The following is a 14,313-nucleotide window of genomic DNA, read 5'->3' as shown; positions in this document are numbered from 1 at the left end:
TTAATCGTCCTCTGACTTGAGATGCTCCCGTGGAATACAGCTTCGGCAAGGCTTATCTAAACCAGTTTCAGCTAACCAACGATCATAACGCACTAAGCACTTTCGAAAAAATCTGACGATCTGGTTCAAAATATCCTTCCTCATTTTAGCTGTAAACTGGATTTTATCTGCATATTACCCACATAACTAGGTAATATCTCTTAATCACCCCAATGATCTAGTGAAATACTGAAGCAGCAATATTGAATTCATTTATCCTTCGCCCTACTCTATAGTTCGATCACTGCATATTTATCAGTGGTAGAAAGGCCTAACATAAGATAATTTCATGATGCAATGATAGTTATTCATCGGACAACTGTAACGCAGCGCAAGTCCGTTGATACTTACAGATGATACTGGTTATGTTTCGGCCTAAACGATAGTCCGTAGCTAACCAAGGAAATGTAAGGCAGGCTATGCGCTTAGTCACAATTGCAGCTCAGAAAATATAACAGGTCAAGCTAGGCTAGTCAGATTGCTGTAAATAATACAAACACTTCTAAAAAAACAGGGAGTTAACCGTGAAAAAATTCGCAACCAAGCTTACAGCTGCCGCTTTCGCTGTAGCATCTTTTAGCGCTTTAGCCGCTAAACCAGCAGTAGTTTACGATACCGCAGGTAAATTTGATAAGTCGTTCAACGAAGCCGTATATCGCAACGGTGTCGAAGTATTTAAAAAAGACAAAGGCGTAGATGTTCGCGAATTTGAACCGCAAAACGAAGCACAACGTGAACAGGGTTTACGTCGCTTAGCCAGTCGCGGTTTTGGACCGATTGTCGCTGTCGGATTTAACTTTGCATCTTCAGTCGAAAAAGTCGCCTCTGAGTTTCCAGATACGCAATTTACCATTATCGATATGGTCGTTGATAAACCGAATGTGCAATCTATCGTATTTAAAGAACAGGAAGGGTCATTCTTAGTCGGAGCGCTTGCGGCAAAAACCTCAAAAACCAACACCGTTGGTTTTATTGGTGGAATGGACATCCCATTAATCCGTAAATTCGCCTGTGGTTATAAACAAGGCGCGCTTTACGCCAATCCTGATATTAAAGTATTAGAAAATATGACAGGCTCAACACCTGCAGCTTTTGCCGATCCTGCAAAGGGCTCCGAATTGGCTAAATCTCAGTTCTCTAAAGGAGCTGATGTAATCTACGCTGCCGCAGGCGGTACTGGTTTAGGGGTTTACCAAGCAGCAAAAGACGCTGGTAAATTTGCGATTGGTGTTGATTCAAACCAAAACCACCTTCAACCGGGTACTATGCTGACTTCTATGGTTAAGAAAGTCGGTGTCGCAGCCTACGGAACTTGGGAAGACGGCATCAACAATTCTTGGAAACCAGGGATTAAAGCCTTAGGTTTAAAAGAAAATTCTATCGATTGGGCGCTAGATGAAAACAATGCAGCCTTAATTAGCGATGAAATGAAAGCATACGTAGATGGTCTTAAAGCTGACATTATCGCTGGTAAGATCAGCGTTCATGACTACATGTCTGATAATACCTGTAACTTCTAAACGTCGATAAAATACGCCAACCCACGGGGTTGGCGTATTTTTATTCGCTAGATATTGGAAATCTAAAGTGACACAAGCAGCTGATTTTGCCATTGAACTGGAACAAATCGACAAGCGTTTTGGTAGCGTTCACGCGAATCGAAACATCGATCTAGCAGTCCCTAAAGGCACTATTCACGGCATTATTGGTGAAAATGGTGCCGGTAAATCCACTCTGATGAGTATCATTTACGGCTTCTATCATGCCGACTCAGGCTCAATGCGAGTCAATGGTCGTCCCTACGAGCCGCATAATTCTCAAGAAGCCATTCAAGCCGGCATTGGTATGGTTCATCAACATTTTATGTTGGTCGACACCTTTACCGTCTTAGAGAATATTGTATTAGGTGCCGAAAGCGGCTGGAATTTAGAAACAAGCCTTAGTAAAGCCCGTAAAAAATTGCAACAACTTGCGACTGATTACGGCCTAGATGTCCCTTTAGATGCCCTCGTGGGAGATCTAGCGGTTGGACTACAACAGCGGGTTGAAATTCTTAAAGCACTTTACCGTGGGGCAAAAATCTTAATTTTAGATGAGCCTACCGGTGTATTAACCCCTCAAGAAGCAAACCACCTGTTTGATATCTTAGCGAAACTACGCGAACAGGGCACCACGGTGATGATTATCACCCACAAGCTGCGTGAAGTATTAGCCATTACCGATAACGTTTCGGTGATGCGACAAGGTGCAATGGTTGCACATGTGGTGACTGCCGAAACCGACCAAGAGAATCTCGCTGAACTAATGGTTGGCAGAAAAGTGTTATTACAAGTAGAGCGCGGCGAAGCAAAACCGGAAGCAGCCTTAATCGAAGTGAATCAACTCAGTTATGTTGATCCTGCAGGCGTAAAACGAGTGAAAGAAGTCTCTTTCCAAGTGCGCGCAGGAGAAATTGTGGGGATCGCGGGTGTATCAGGCAACGGTCAGTCAGAGATCCTCGGCTTGCTTAGCGGGATCTTAAAACCGAGTAGCGGTAGCGTTCGCCTTAATCAACACCAATTGAGCGCCGAACAATCCAAAGACCCACGAGAAGTGAGAGCCATGGGCGTTGGTCACATTCCAGAAGACCGCCATAAACAGGGCTTAATCAATAAGTTTTCAGCGAAGGAAGCTTATATTCTCGGCTACCATCATTTAGCAGAATACAACAAAGGGCTGTTACAAGATAAAGCCGCTATTGATAAGGCTTGTCTGGACAGCATGCAGAAATGGGATGTTCGACCCGATGATAGCAATTTAAAAACCGCTAACTTTTCTGGGGGCAATCAGCAAAAATTAGTGATTGCCCGCGAAATGGAACAAAATCCAGATATTCTCTTGGTAGGGCAACCAACCCGTGGCGTCGATATTGGTGCCATTGAGTACATTCATCAACAGATTATCCACTCCCGCGATGCCGGTAAGGCGGTACTATTGGTCTCGGTGGAACTCGACGAAATCATGAATTTGGCAGACCGTATATTAGTGGTCTTCGACGGCGCCATCGTTGGCGAAGTCAGTGCTGAACAGGCCGATGAAAAAACTTTAGGATTAATGATGGCCAACATTGTGCCTGAACATATTAAAAACTCAGCACAAGGAGGCGCACAATGAGTCAATCACCGGTACCGGCTTGGGTTAGTGTAGCCTTACTGCCTGCGATCAACGTTTTTGCCGCGTTTCTCGTGTCTGCCCTGTTGTTTATGTACATCGATATATCACCGGTAGATGCCATCAAAGTCATGTGGACTGGCGCCTTTGGTTATGCCGAAGGTTTTGGTTATACCTTATACTACACGACTGGTTTTATCTTCACGGGTTTAGCCGTAGCGGTGGCCTTCCACGCTGGACTATTTAATATTGGTGGCGAAGGTCAAGCCTACATCGGTGGTCTTGGCGTCGGTTTAGTCTGCCTAACCGTCGGTGAGTATTTACCTTGGTATCTAGTCTTTCCCCTTGCCATTATAGTTGGCGGTTTATTCGGTGCGGCGTGGGCCTTTATTCCTGCGTATTTACAGGCGAAACGCGGGTCACACATCGTAATTACCACCATCATGTTCAATTTTATCGCCGCTTCCCTAATGGCCTACTTACTGGTCGACGTTTTAAAACCAGACAGTACCATGGCCACCGAAAGTCGCGTTTTTGCAGTCTCATCTTGGCTACCGAAAGTGCACGAAATGCTGGCTTGGTTTGGTATTCAACTAGCACCGAGTCCACTCAATTTAAGCTTCGTATTTGCGTTAGCCTGCTGTGTATTTGTTTGGCTATTTATTTGGAACACTCGCTGGGGCTATGAGATCAGATCGGTGGGCGCGAATCCCAACGCCGCTGGATATGCTGGTATCAACTATCTAAAAATCGTAGTTTTAACCATGTTAATTTCCGGTATGTTATCGGGCTTCTTCGGTCTGAATGTTCTGCAAGGAGAACTGCACCAAATCAAGCTTAACTTTGTAGAAGGTTTTGGTTTTACCGGAATTGCGGTGGCCCTGATGGGACGAAACCACCCACTCGGAGTGCTACTCGCCAGCTTACTATTTGGTTTTCTTTATCAAGGCGGTGCTGAACTCAGCTTTGAATATGGGGTAGACCGTAATATTGTGGTGGTACTGCAAGGGCTGGTGATCCTTTTCTCTGGAGCCTTAGAGCACATGTTTAAGCCCTCGCTGGAGCGCGGCTATCTTAAGCTATTTGGCAAAAAACCAAACCATTCAGAAGGAGCTGCTTAAGATGTTTGAAACCATTATCTTAATGCTAGATGCAACGATTCGGGTTGCCACACCGCTAATTTTTGCATCGCTTGCGGGCATGTTCTGTGAACGTTCAGGGATCGTGAACATTGGCTTAGAAGGAAAATTACTAGCCGCGGCCTTTACTGGTGCTGCCACCGCCCATGTGACAGGGTCTGCTTGGCTAGGGCTACTGGCTGGGGTAGCTATTTCGATGCTACTCGCACTACTCCATGGTTTTGCAACCATTACTCACCGCGGAGACCATGTTGTCAGTGGTATGGCGATTAACATTTTAGCCGCCGGATTAACAATTACCTTAGGCCGACATTGGTTCCATCAAGGCGGGCAAACGCCAGCTTTAAGTGGTGCCGCACGTTTTGCGCCAATCCACCTACCCGGCGCAGATGCTCTCGCCGATACTCCGGTGATCGGCTTACTTTATTCAGAACTGATCAGTGGCCACTCTGCCTTAGTCTACTTACTGATTATCACCGTACCATTAGCTTGGTATGTGATGTTTAAAACCCGATTTGGCTTACGTCTTCGAGCTGTCGGTGAATCGCCCGCAGCGGTAGATACCGCAGGGATCTCGGTGGTAAAAATGCGCTATAGCGCAGTACTCATTTGTGGTCTGCTGGTTGGCATTGGTGGCGTATATTTATCGGTGGCACAAACGGCTCAGTTTATTCCCAACATGAGTGCGGGTAAGGGTTATATGGCCCTAGCCGCATTAATTTTTGGGAAATGGCGTCCGTTTACTGCGCTCAGCGCCTGTTTGTTGTTTGGATTTTTGGATGCCTTGGCTATTCGTCTCCAAGGGGTATCGATTGGTAACTTCGCGATTCCAGTACAAGCCATCGAAGCCATTCCGTATGTGCTCACCGTTTTCTTATTGGCTGGCTTTATTGGTAAAGCTGTGGCCCCCAAAGCGATTGGCGTGCCTTACACCAAAGAACGCGAATAAAACATAACTTCCCCCATAAAAAAAGGTCGCTTAATGCGACCTTTTTATTTATCCAAAATTGCTTAGTGTTCCCGAGTCTGGAAGAACTGCACCGCAGGATAACGTTCAATGGCTAAGTTTAAATTCACCATGGTTGGCGCGAGGTAAGTCAGGTTATCCCCGCCATCTAAAGCAAGGTTATCATGCGCTTTCTTCTTAAACTCTTCAAACTTCTTACTATCATCGCAGTCACACCAACGCGCAGTCGCGACGCTGATCCCTTCGTAGACCGCTTCCACCTTATACTCGGTACGAAGCCGGTGAACCACCACATCAAACTGCAATACCCCAACGGCACCCACGATTAAATCGTTGTTACGTAAAGGTCTAAACAATTGCACTGCACCTTCTTCAGATAACTGAATCAGGCCTTTTAACAACTGTTTTTGCTTCAAGGGATCTTTCAATCGAATTCGACGGAATAACTCCGGAGCGAAATTGGGAATACCGGTGAACTTAATCATCTCACCTTGAGTAAAAGTATCGCCAATTTGAATGGTGCCATGGTTATGCAAGCCAATAATGTCACCAGCAATTGCATTTTCTGCAGCACTACGGTCGCCAGCCATGAAGGTAACCGCATCCGAAATGCTGACATCTTTCCCTAAACGTACGTGACGCATCTTCATGCCTTTATTATATTCACCGGAAACAATCCGCATAAAGGCAATCCGATCACGGTGCTTCGGATCCATGTTGGCTTGAATTTTAAATACAAAACCAGAAAAGTTAGCGTCGCTGGCCTGCACTTCACCCACATCGGTTGCTCGAGGCTTGGGTGAAGGCGCCCATTCTGTTAGGCCTTCTAACATATGATCCACGCCAAAATTACCTAAGGCAGTACCAAAGTAAACGGGGGTAAGCTCGCCTTGTAAAAATAACTCGTGATCAAATTCGTTGGAAGCACCTAAAACCAACTCGAGCTCTTCACGCATTTGCTCCGCCAATTCGTCTCCGATTGCCGCCTCAACTTCAGGGTTATCAAGACCCTTAATGATTTGCTCATCTTGAATGGTGTGACCTTTACCTGTTTGATACAAAATCACTTCATCTCTAGGGATGTGGTACACCCCCTTAAACAACTTGCCGCAACCGATTGGCCAAGTAATTGGCGCACACATAATGTTAAGTTCGTTTTCAACCTCATCCATCACTTCCATAGGATCACGAATATCTCGATCCAATTTGTTCATGAAAGTCACAATTGGTGTATCCCGCAGGCGGGTCACTTCCATCAACTTACGGGTACGGTCTTCCACACCCTTGGCGGCATCAATTACCATCAAGCACGAATCAACCGCGGTGAGAGTTCGGTAAGTATCTTCCGAGAAATCTTCGTGGCCAGGAGTGTCTAATAAATTGACGATGCAATGGTTAAAGGGAAATTGCATCACCGAGGTAGTCACCGAGATCCCCCGTTCTTTTTCCATCTCCATCCAGTCCGACTTAGCATGCGTAGCATTGCCTCGGCCTTTTACGGTACCGGCTTTCTGAATCGCGTTGCCGAATAACAACACCTTTTCAGTAATGGTGGTTTTACCCGCATCCGGGTGAGAGATGATAGCAAAGGTTCTTCGCTTGTTGATTTGGTGAAGAGAATTGGGCTCTGTCATTAAGAATTCTTTTAGTTTATACACAGATCGACAAACCGTTTAGAAATCCCGCTCGAGGGCTTTCTCTAGTCGAATCTGTAATGTTAATCATAATTGGGCGCTATTTTCACCGATCTTGACTTTATAAACAATCAATGCTTATTCAGTCCCGCTGATTTAGGCTCAGTAAGTCGTAATGCAGGCTTAATTTTTACATGGCTTAGAGTTCTTTTAGTGTACACACAGATTGGCAAACCATTTAGAAGTCCCTCTCGAGGCTCTGCTCTGGGCGAATCTGCGATGTTAATCATAATTGGCCGCTATTTTCACCGATCTTGACTATATAAACAATCAATGCTTATTCAATCCCGCTGATTTGGTTCAATAAGCCATAATATAAACTTCACTTTTATACGCTTTCGCTAACTGCAGGCTAGCTTGTATTCGCTATCTTTTATTCTCTTGAAACTGGCTTTTAAGCCACTGGATAAATACCCGGGTTCTGGCGGAAAGATGTCGATGATTTGGATAAACAATGGATACTGGCATCTGTGGAGGCGGAAAGTCCGCTAACACCTCAACCAAAGAACCATTTGCGAGTTCATTCACCAAACGATATTTAGGCACTTGGATTAAACCTAAACCCGCGACAGCACACCCAGTGTACAAATCTGCGCCAGCCACTGAAGTTCTGCTAGCTAAATTGATAGATATATACTTGTTTTTTAACTTAAACGCCAAGCTTGAAGGTTTAGATAACTGCGCAAAAGAATAACCAACAGCAAGATGCTCTTGTAAATCATCCAGCGACTTAGGGATCCCAAAGGCTTCAAGATACGCAGGGCTTGCCACAGTGACTTGCGTCATTTCAGCTATTTTCTGAGCAATCAGCGAGGAATCTTGCAGTGGTCCAGCCCTGAGAACACAGTCGACTCCTTCATGGACGAGATCGATTAACTTATCATCTTCAGCGATGTGTAGCGTAATATCCGGGTACTGGCGAATAAAGTCAGCAATCTTGGGCATCACAAAGTACTTTGCCAAAGTGCCTTGCAGATTTACCCGCAAATGACCTTTAGGTAAAACCTCCAAAAAGGAAGATTCAATTTCCTCTAGATCTGAAAGTAGCCCAACACATTGCCGATAATAGGATTCACCTTCATGAGTCATATGCACTTGCCTGGTAGTTCGTTCTAACAGGCGGATCCCTAAGCGACTTTCAAGTCGCTTGATTATATTTGTCATCGTCGGCCTTGGAATACTCAGGTCATCCGCCGCTAAAGCAAAACTGTTACGCTCTGCAATCCTCACGAACACCTGCATCTCTTTGAATCTATCCACCCACTCACCTCGACATTATTAATTTATTTGGAACTATTAAGTTAAATAATGGGTAATTATTAAGCATTGATATAACCATATACTGGCCATAATCTTTTAACAACTCACGAGTAATGCAATATGTCTCAGTCAAAAATCGCCCTTGTTACTGGCGGCTCCAAAGGAATCGGTGCTTCAATCGTAAACAAATTAGCCGCTGAAGGTTATGCCGTCGGCGTGAATTATTCATCAAGTGCAGATGTGGCAGAAAGTCTGGTCGCAGACATTAAAGCCAGTGGAGGAAACGCTATCGCGGTACAGGGTAATGTGGGCAACTCAACAGAGGTCGCACACATGTTTAATGTTGTCGAGGAGAAATTGGGAGCGATCTCGCTATTGGTGAACAATGCTGGAATCATGAAACTTGCTCAACTCTCTCAGAGTGATGAGGAGCTGTTTGATAGCCAAGTCGCCGTGAATTTTAAAGGCACCTTTAATACCCTGCGCCTCGCTGCAGAACGAGTCACAAATGGAGGACGGATTATCAACCTGTCCACCAGCATCGTAGGACTAAAACTAGAAAGCTACGGCGTGTACGCGGCAACTAAATCAGCGGTAGAAACAATGTCTGCAATACTGGCAAAGGAGCTTCGTGGACGTTGTATTACAGTCAATACCGTGGCTCCCGGCCCTACTGCCACTAATTTGTTTTTAGACGGAAAATCACCACAATTGATTGACCGTTTGGCAAATATGAACCCATTAGAGCGCCTTGGCACCCCACAAGATATTGCCAATGTGGTGATGTTTTTGGCGAGTCCAGAAGGTGGCTGGATAAATGGTCAGGTTATTCGCGCCAATGGCGGTATGATTTAAACCAAAGTAAGAAGCAAGACCCCGAACATCATCACTAAAGCTCTCTATCGATGTCGCTCCAGGCGCCACCGTGACAAGAGGCGTTCTTTTCGATGTGCTTAGCTGAATGCCTGTTTCAGCCAATTCCAAGCTGATATGCGCAGTTGTTATATGACCGGCCGAGTGAGAGCGTGGTGCCATGGTGGTTTATGGTAAAACCACCAACGATTGCAGTGTGAGTGTTGCGCTTTGCCTACACGAACTAACGAGCAAGCAATGCGAACTTTAAGCACTCACTCATTAATCACCTCGACACATACAACGCCGATGGAACGATCAGCGATTAGCGTTGCTAAAACAGGATGGGGATATTCGAAAACCAACATATAGCTGGCCCGAACCGAGAGGAATTAATATTAATTGCCATTCAAATACCATTCATTATTTAGGGTGTTAGGAAGACTCTGAATAATCAAAAATTCGCCATTGAGCAATCACGAGCAAACACCTGCGTTCGCTGATTTTTGCTTGTTATTGTGATGAGCAAGCAATATTAAACGCTAAATCTAAACAAACTCTGCGAGCATATTTAGTCTATTTTTTTAGCCACTCTCTGGCCGCTTCAGTAATCGCAAGCACCGCAGGATTGGATAAACGTCGTTCCGCCGAAATCGCAAAAAACTGCTCGCGTACCACATCACTCGCACCAATCACTTCTGCACCATATTGCGCCGCGACCTCCGCGGCAATTGCACTCGGCACAAGAAACACCCCGACCCCGGCTTGACCAAAAGCCTTCATTAATGCGCTATCGTCAAATTCGCCCACCACTCGCGGATGAATGTGAAGTTTATCCAGCCATTGCAATAAACGCACATGCATCACACTACTCTCACTAGGGATCAATAACGGCGCACCATGTAAACTATGAGGAAAATCACCAACCAAACGCTCGGCTAAGCTAGGAATGGCGAGAAAGCTCACACCACATTCCCCCAAAGAGTGATTAAAGCCTCTAACCCCTAAACCTGGGGGAACTGGCGCATCGGCAATCACAATATCTAAGCGATGTAAGGCCAGTTCGGCCAGTAAATTATCAAGGCTACTCTCTCGACATATCATACGTACCGAGTCCGCCAAATTGAGCGCCGGTGACAATAGACGATAAGCGATGGATTTAGGCACAACTTCGGCAATCCCAACTTTCAATAACTGTGGACGCTGTGCAATTTTATTGCGCATCGTATCTTCAAGTTCATCACCCAAGGAAAAAATCTCATCGGCATAACTCAGCACCAAACGACCAATTTCGGTTAACTCTAGGTTTCGCCCCACCTTGTTAAACAAGGCTTCACCAAAATGCTGTTCCAGCAAAGTAATTTGTCCACTAATTGTCTGTGGCGTTATATGCAAGCGCTCACTGGCACGAGCTATTCCGCCTTGCTTGGCTGCGACCCAAAAATAATGCAGGTGCTTGTAATTAATCACGAATCAAATACCTCGTTTTATACGAACCATATAACAACTATATTCGAGTATACCTGCCAATGAAAGCAACATAAGCTAATCGCTCTAATCAGTTTTTATTGGTGAGGAGAAGCAGATGCAAATAGACATGCAGTCACGTCATTTACCCCTAACACCGTCTTTACAAGATTATATTCGCCGTCGGCTACATTTCGCCATGGGATCTCAATACCAACGTATTAAGCGCATTATGGTGAGACTTTCCGATACGAACGGGACGCGCGGTGGCAACGATAAACGCTGTCAAATATTAGTGAAACTGAGTGGTCAAGCAGATGTGGTGATTGAGGATACTCAATCGCAGATCAATGTTGCGGTTGATCGCGCGGCCAGCCGAGCCAGCCGCACTGTAAATCGTAAAATAGCTCGAATACGCAACAAAGCGTTACGCGCTCCGCTCATCAGCGAACCGATATAAACGACCAAGCGCACTTTGAGCATTATTTAACCACAAACAACTGAGCGATTCGCAGTCATAAGGAATACCAAAATGAACACATCACCTTTTTCAAATGCACCAAGCACCACCAACGAGAGCGTGCTGGCAAGTAATAAAGTGATCCGTAATACTTATACCTTATTGTCCATGACCCTGCTCTTTAGCGGGCTGATGGCTGCCACCTCGATGGCTCTAAACCTCCCCCACCCTGGTTTAATCCTCACTATGGTTGGCTATTTTGGACTATTGTTTGCCACGACAAAATGTCGTAACAGTGGCTGGGGTTTAGTCTGTGTATTTGCCCTAACTGGTTTCATGGGTCTCACTCTTGGGCCGATTTTAAGCAGCTACTTAAGCCTACCAAATGGTGGCCAAATTGTGATGCAAGCCATGGTAGGCACCGCCGCCATCTTCTTATCATTATCAGCTTATGCACTCACCAGCAAAAAAGACTTCAGCTTTATGGGTGGCTTTTTAATGGTTGGTATTTTGGTGGCGTTTCTAGCCGGATTAGGTGCGATGCTATTTAGTATCCCGGCCCTGTCATTAGGTGTATCGGCGATGTTTGTATTGCTGATGTCTGGACTGATCCTCTATGAAACCAGCAACATTATTCACGGTGGAGAAACCAACTACATTATGGCGACCGTCACCTTATTTGTTGCCATCTTTAACTTATTCACCAGTCTGCTGCAATTGCTTGGCTTTCTTAATGGCGATGATTAACACGCTTTAGTCCGCGTCAAAGGGCAGCACCAATGTGCTGCCCTTTCTGTTAACGCTCAACGATGCGAAGAAAGCACGAATTTGTTATCCTTACAGGCATAAATAATACCTTGAACGAGCCGTAGATGAATCGTAAAAAGAAAATTAACGAAACCCTCAAAAAGAAAGCAAAAAAGGCGAATGCTAAAAATCAAAAAACCAACAAACCTCGCTACGTCAGCAAGGCCGAACGAGCGACCTTAGCTGAACGAGACGCGGGCATCCCAAATGATCCCCCCTTAGCTGACAGCGAGTCGCCAAATCAAGCCTAAGCTCTTGAAATTGAATCATTCATCAAAATAGATGTCATTAATTACCATTTAAAACCGATCGAGAAGTAAAACATCCCGATTGAAGCAGAATAAAATCGTAAATTTGTGATAAATAAATTTAGTGCGGAGTCGGTTTAGCTGAATCGCAGACTCAAGCCACACTTTTCAAGTACTCAGTTGATTTTCTAATGTAATTCAAGCTTACTGATACAAAGCCGATATAGACTTGTAGCCACATCGTCATTGTGAAACAAGAAGAGCAGATGAGATGAACTTAGCACCGATAAAAAAAACATTTTTTAGCCTGCTACTGATTGGACTCGGTGTAGGCGCTCTAAGTTACATTTTTATTTATCATGTAAAGGATAGAGGTGTCAGCGCTAAAGATGGCTGGTTGTTTGATATCGATGGCTATTACGGTGCGATTCGCGAATCAAAGCTGAGTCAACGTCCGGTATTTCTATATCTGCGGCGTAAAGCCTGCCAACGTTGCTTAGCGTTCGAACAATACTATCTGAATAATCCCGAATTAAAACGAGTATTAGCGGATTATGTGAAGGTGCAAATCCTTACCGATACCGACCGCCGTCATCGTTTATTTGCCGAACGTTTTAAACTCAATACCTATCCATCTGCATTTATCCTTTTCGACGACGAACACCCGGTTTCGCTATATTTAGTGTTAGCGATGCAACAAATTTGGGTCGCCCAAGATAATATCAATAGTGGTAATTTTATGCCGCTCTCTGAAGCGAGCTTTCGTTTATCTCTCAGCCATGCAACAATACTGGCCCAAGAAGCTGCGCTCAGGGATAAATCTACCGTTGAATCAATTCCTTAACGTTCAAGTAGTTGCGTGTCTATTGGCAAGTCTATGCCTCACCAGTTTACCATCTCATGCCAACCCCATACTTGATGGTCCACAACAGCACGACTGGGGAATTGCATTAGGTCTGCGTCATGCGAGTATTCCCTACACTTCTAACATTAGTACCGTGTCCGATGTAGTTCCCTTATTTTATTATCGAGGAGAGCGACTGTATTTAGATGGCTTAAGCGCTGGCTATAAATTATGGAAAGAACAAGACTTTGACCTCACGCTAATGGGGCGTTACCGTTTTTTCGACATTCCGGCGAACTACCAAAACAAGATACGTGGCGATGGCATCGACTTTGGTTTAAGGACTCAATGGCGCTTTAAACCCGACTATTCGCTCAACCTAGAATTATTGAGTGACGACCTCGGTCACTTTCACAGTCAACTTGAGCTAACCTGGCAACAATTCTATCAAGCTTGGTATTTCGAACCCTATGCCTCAGCCCACTTGAAGAGTAGTAACTATAATACTCGCTACTATGGCCTTGAAATTTTTAAAACCAAAGCCGATACCGACTTAAAAATGGGCATCAATTTACGTTATCAAGTGTGGCGAGACTTTTACTTAATGGCGAAGGTTGGCGCTTCTTATCTGGGTAAGCGCACTCAAAATATCCCGATCATCGATCAACGTTTTCAATATGAAAGCTTTTTAGGGATCAGCTTCTTTAATTATCAATATTCAAATACATCCAGCAAATGGCCAAAGGGGTACTTACAACTCTCCCACGCCTGGGCAACACCATCGAATCTAGGGGACATCATCCACTTTAAAGCGGAAAAAGATGAATATAACAATCAATTAACTTCAATTTTTTATGGACATTTACTCAGTAAGACCCTACTAGGTTATCCCGTTGAAGTATATCTCACGCCCGGCTTCGCCTATCACTACAGCTCGGCGGTTCAAGATCCGATCCTAGAATACATCTTGGCATTTAAAGCCTATTACACCTTTCACTGGCCATTACGCTGGCGATTTGGTGCTGCAGAAGGTTTATCTTATACCAGCAACATAACCTACCTCGAAGCATCAGAATTAGGTGAGGAAGGAAAGGGTTACAAGCCTAGTAAGCTATTAAATTATTTGAACTTTTCTCTAGACCTTAACTTAGGTGATTTACTCAATAAGAAGCAACTAGAAAATATTTGGGTAGGTTACAACATCCACCATCGCTCGGGGATATTTGAAAACTCTTCACTATTTGGCCGTATTAAAGGTGGTAGCAACTACCAAGGGCTACATATTCAATGGACCTGGTAGCCTAGGTTACGCAATATAGTTCGAATATTGTGGTTCCGACAGTCAAACAAAAACAAGCCTAAGTATCAAAATCTCTGATAAATCAA

Annotated in this window: 14 protein-coding genes; 10 read left to right on the top strand and 4 right to left on the bottom strand. The window is 44.7% G+C overall.

Going from position 1 to position 14,313, the window contains the following annotated elements; translation table 11 throughout:
• Complete coding sequence (locus tag ACRRSW_RS04290) at positions 1 to 144, bottom strand: DUF5363 family protein (RefSeq protein WP_432454456.1); 144 nt, start codon at positions 142 to 144, stop codon at positions 1 to 3.
• 419 nt (positions 145 to 563) lie between these two features.
• Here ACRRSW_RS04290 and ACRRSW_RS04285 point away from each other — a divergent pair, with 419 nt between their 5' ends.
• From ACRRSW_RS04285 to ACRRSW_RS04270, 4 genes are all read left to right on the top strand, one after another.
• Positions 564 to 1,559: a BMP family lipoprotein gene (locus ACRRSW_RS04285; protein ID WP_432460973.1), complete on the top strand. Its 996-nt coding sequence runs from the start codon at positions 564 to 566 to the stop codon at positions 1,557 to 1,559.
• 67 nt (positions 1,560 to 1,626) lie between these two features.
• Positions 1,627 to 3,192 (top strand): ABC transporter ATP-binding protein, encoded by a 1,566-nt coding sequence (locus tag ACRRSW_RS04280; protein WP_432454458.1) that lies wholly within the window; start codon positions 1,627 to 1,629, stop codon positions 3,190 to 3,192.
• Positions 3,189 to 4,310 carry an ABC transporter permease gene (locus ACRRSW_RS04275; RefSeq protein WP_432454459.1) on the top strand — a complete coding sequence of 374 codons (1,122 nt, stop codon included), beginning with the start codon at positions 3,189 to 3,191 and terminating at the stop codon, positions 4,308 to 4,310. The genes ACRRSW_RS04280 and ACRRSW_RS04275 overlap by 4 nt, the downstream gene beginning before the upstream one ends.
• 1 nt (position 4,311) lies before the next feature.
• A complete protein-coding gene (locus tag ACRRSW_RS04270; protein WP_432454460.1) occupies positions 4,312 to 5,277 on the top strand; it encodes an ABC transporter permease in 966 nt (321 codons plus the stop codon).
• Between the two features lie 62 nt (positions 5,278 to 5,339).
• Here the strand turns inward: ACRRSW_RS04270 and prfC are convergent, their stop codons facing one another.
• Positions 5,340 to 6,929 carry a peptide chain release factor 3 gene (gene prfC, locus ACRRSW_RS04265; protein WP_432454461.1) on the bottom strand — a complete coding sequence of 530 codons (1,590 nt, stop codon included), beginning with the start codon at positions 6,927 to 6,929 and terminating at the stop codon, positions 5,340 to 5,342.
• Positions 6,930 to 7,355: 426 nt separating this feature from the next.
• The gene (locus ACRRSW_RS04260; protein WP_432460972.1) at positions 7,356 to 8,249 is read right to left on the bottom strand and encodes a LysR substrate-binding domain-containing protein; all 894 of its coding nucleotides are present in this window, start codon (positions 8,247 to 8,249) and stop codon (positions 7,356 to 7,358) included.
• A gap of 120 nt (positions 8,250 to 8,369) precedes the next feature.
• Between ACRRSW_RS04260 and ACRRSW_RS04255 the strand changes: the two genes are divergently transcribed.
• A complete protein-coding gene (locus tag ACRRSW_RS04255; protein WP_432454463.1) occupies positions 8,370 to 9,104 on the top strand; it encodes an SDR family oxidoreductase in 735 nt (244 codons plus the stop codon).
• A gap of 573 nt (positions 9,105 to 9,677) precedes the next feature.
• Here the strand turns inward: ACRRSW_RS04255 and nhaR are convergent.
• Positions 9,678 to 10,571, bottom strand: a complete 894-nt coding sequence (nhaR, locus tag ACRRSW_RS04250) for a transcriptional activator NhaR (RefSeq protein ID WP_432454464.1) — start codon at positions 10,569 to 10,571, stop codon at positions 9,678 to 9,680.
• A gap of 115 nt (positions 10,572 to 10,686) precedes the next feature.
• On the opposite strand from nhaR, the gene ACRRSW_RS04245 reads away from it, so the two are divergent.
• The 5 genes from ACRRSW_RS04245 to ACRRSW_RS04225 all read left to right on the top strand — a co-directional run bounded on the left by ACRRSW_RS04245 (position 10,687) and on the right by ACRRSW_RS04225 (position 14,227).
• Complete coding sequence (locus ACRRSW_RS04245) at positions 10,687 to 11,028, top strand: HPF/RaiA family ribosome-associated protein (protein ID WP_432460971.1); 342 nt, start codon at positions 10,687 to 10,689, stop codon at positions 11,026 to 11,028.
• A 72-nt stretch (positions 11,029 to 11,100) separates the two neighbouring features.
• Entirely contained in the window at positions 11,101 to 11,775 is a 675-nt protein-coding gene (locus tag ACRRSW_RS04240) for a Bax inhibitor-1/YccA family protein (protein ID WP_432454466.1), read from the top strand.
• Positions 11,776 to 11,900: 125 nt separating this feature from the next.
• Positions 11,901 to 12,086, top strand: coding sequence for a DUF2986 domain-containing protein (locus ACRRSW_RS04235; protein ID WP_432454467.1), 186 nt, complete (start codon positions 11,901 to 11,903; stop codon positions 12,084 to 12,086).
• 268 nt (positions 12,087 to 12,354) lie between these two features.
• Positions 12,355 to 12,927 carry a thioredoxin family protein gene (locus tag ACRRSW_RS04230; RefSeq protein WP_432454468.1) on the top strand — a complete coding sequence of 191 codons (573 nt, stop codon included), beginning with the start codon at positions 12,355 to 12,357 and terminating at the stop codon, positions 12,925 to 12,927.
• Between the two features lie 22 nt (positions 12,928 to 12,949).
• Entirely contained in the window at positions 12,950 to 14,227 is a 1,278-nt protein-coding gene (locus tag ACRRSW_RS04225; RefSeq protein ID WP_432460970.1) for a MipA/OmpV family protein, read from the top strand.
• Positions 14,228 to 14,313 lie beyond the last annotated feature (86 nt).

This window comes from Agarivorans sp. QJM3NY_25 (assembly GCF_050870875.2).
In the GTDB taxonomy this organism is placed as follows: Bacteria; Pseudomonadota; Gammaproteobacteria; order Enterobacterales; family Celerinatantimonadaceae; genus Agarivorans.
The sequence above is the reverse complement of the archived record's forward strand: the minus strand, read 5'-3'. Positions and strand labels throughout refer to the sequence as shown.

Coding starts and splice junctions, on each gene's coding strand:
- ACRRSW_RS04290 (WP_432454456.1), bottom strand. CDS start 144: ATGAGGAAGGATATTTTGAACCAGATCGTCAGATTTTTTCGAAAGTGC.
- ACRRSW_RS04275 (WP_432454459.1), top strand. CDS start 3,189: ATGAGTCAATCACCGGTACCGGCTTGGGTTAGTGTAGCCTTACTGCCT.
- ACRRSW_RS04270 (WP_432454460.1), top strand. CDS start 4,312: ATGTTTGAAACCATTATCTTAATGCTAGATGCAACGATTCGGGTTGCC.
- prfC (WP_432454461.1), bottom strand. CDS start 6,929: ATGACAGAGCCCAATTCTCTTCACCAAATCAACAAGCGAAGAACCTTT.
- ACRRSW_RS04255 (WP_432454463.1), top strand. CDS start 8,370: ATGTCTCAGTCAAAAATCGCCCTTGTTACTGGCGGCTCCAAAGGAATC.
- ACRRSW_RS04245 (WP_432460971.1), top strand. CDS start 10,687: ATGCAAATAGACATGCAGTCACGTCATTTACCCCTAACACCGTCTTTA.
- ACRRSW_RS04240 (WP_432454466.1), top strand. CDS start 11,101: ATGAACACATCACCTTTTTCAAATGCACCAAGCACCACCAACGAGAGC.
- ACRRSW_RS04235 (WP_432454467.1), top strand. CDS start 11,901: ATGAATCGTAAAAAGAAAATTAACGAAACCCTCAAAAAGAAAGCAAAA.
- ACRRSW_RS04230 (WP_432454468.1), top strand. CDS start 12,355: ATGAACTTAGCACCGATAAAAAAAACATTTTTTAGCCTGCTACTGATT.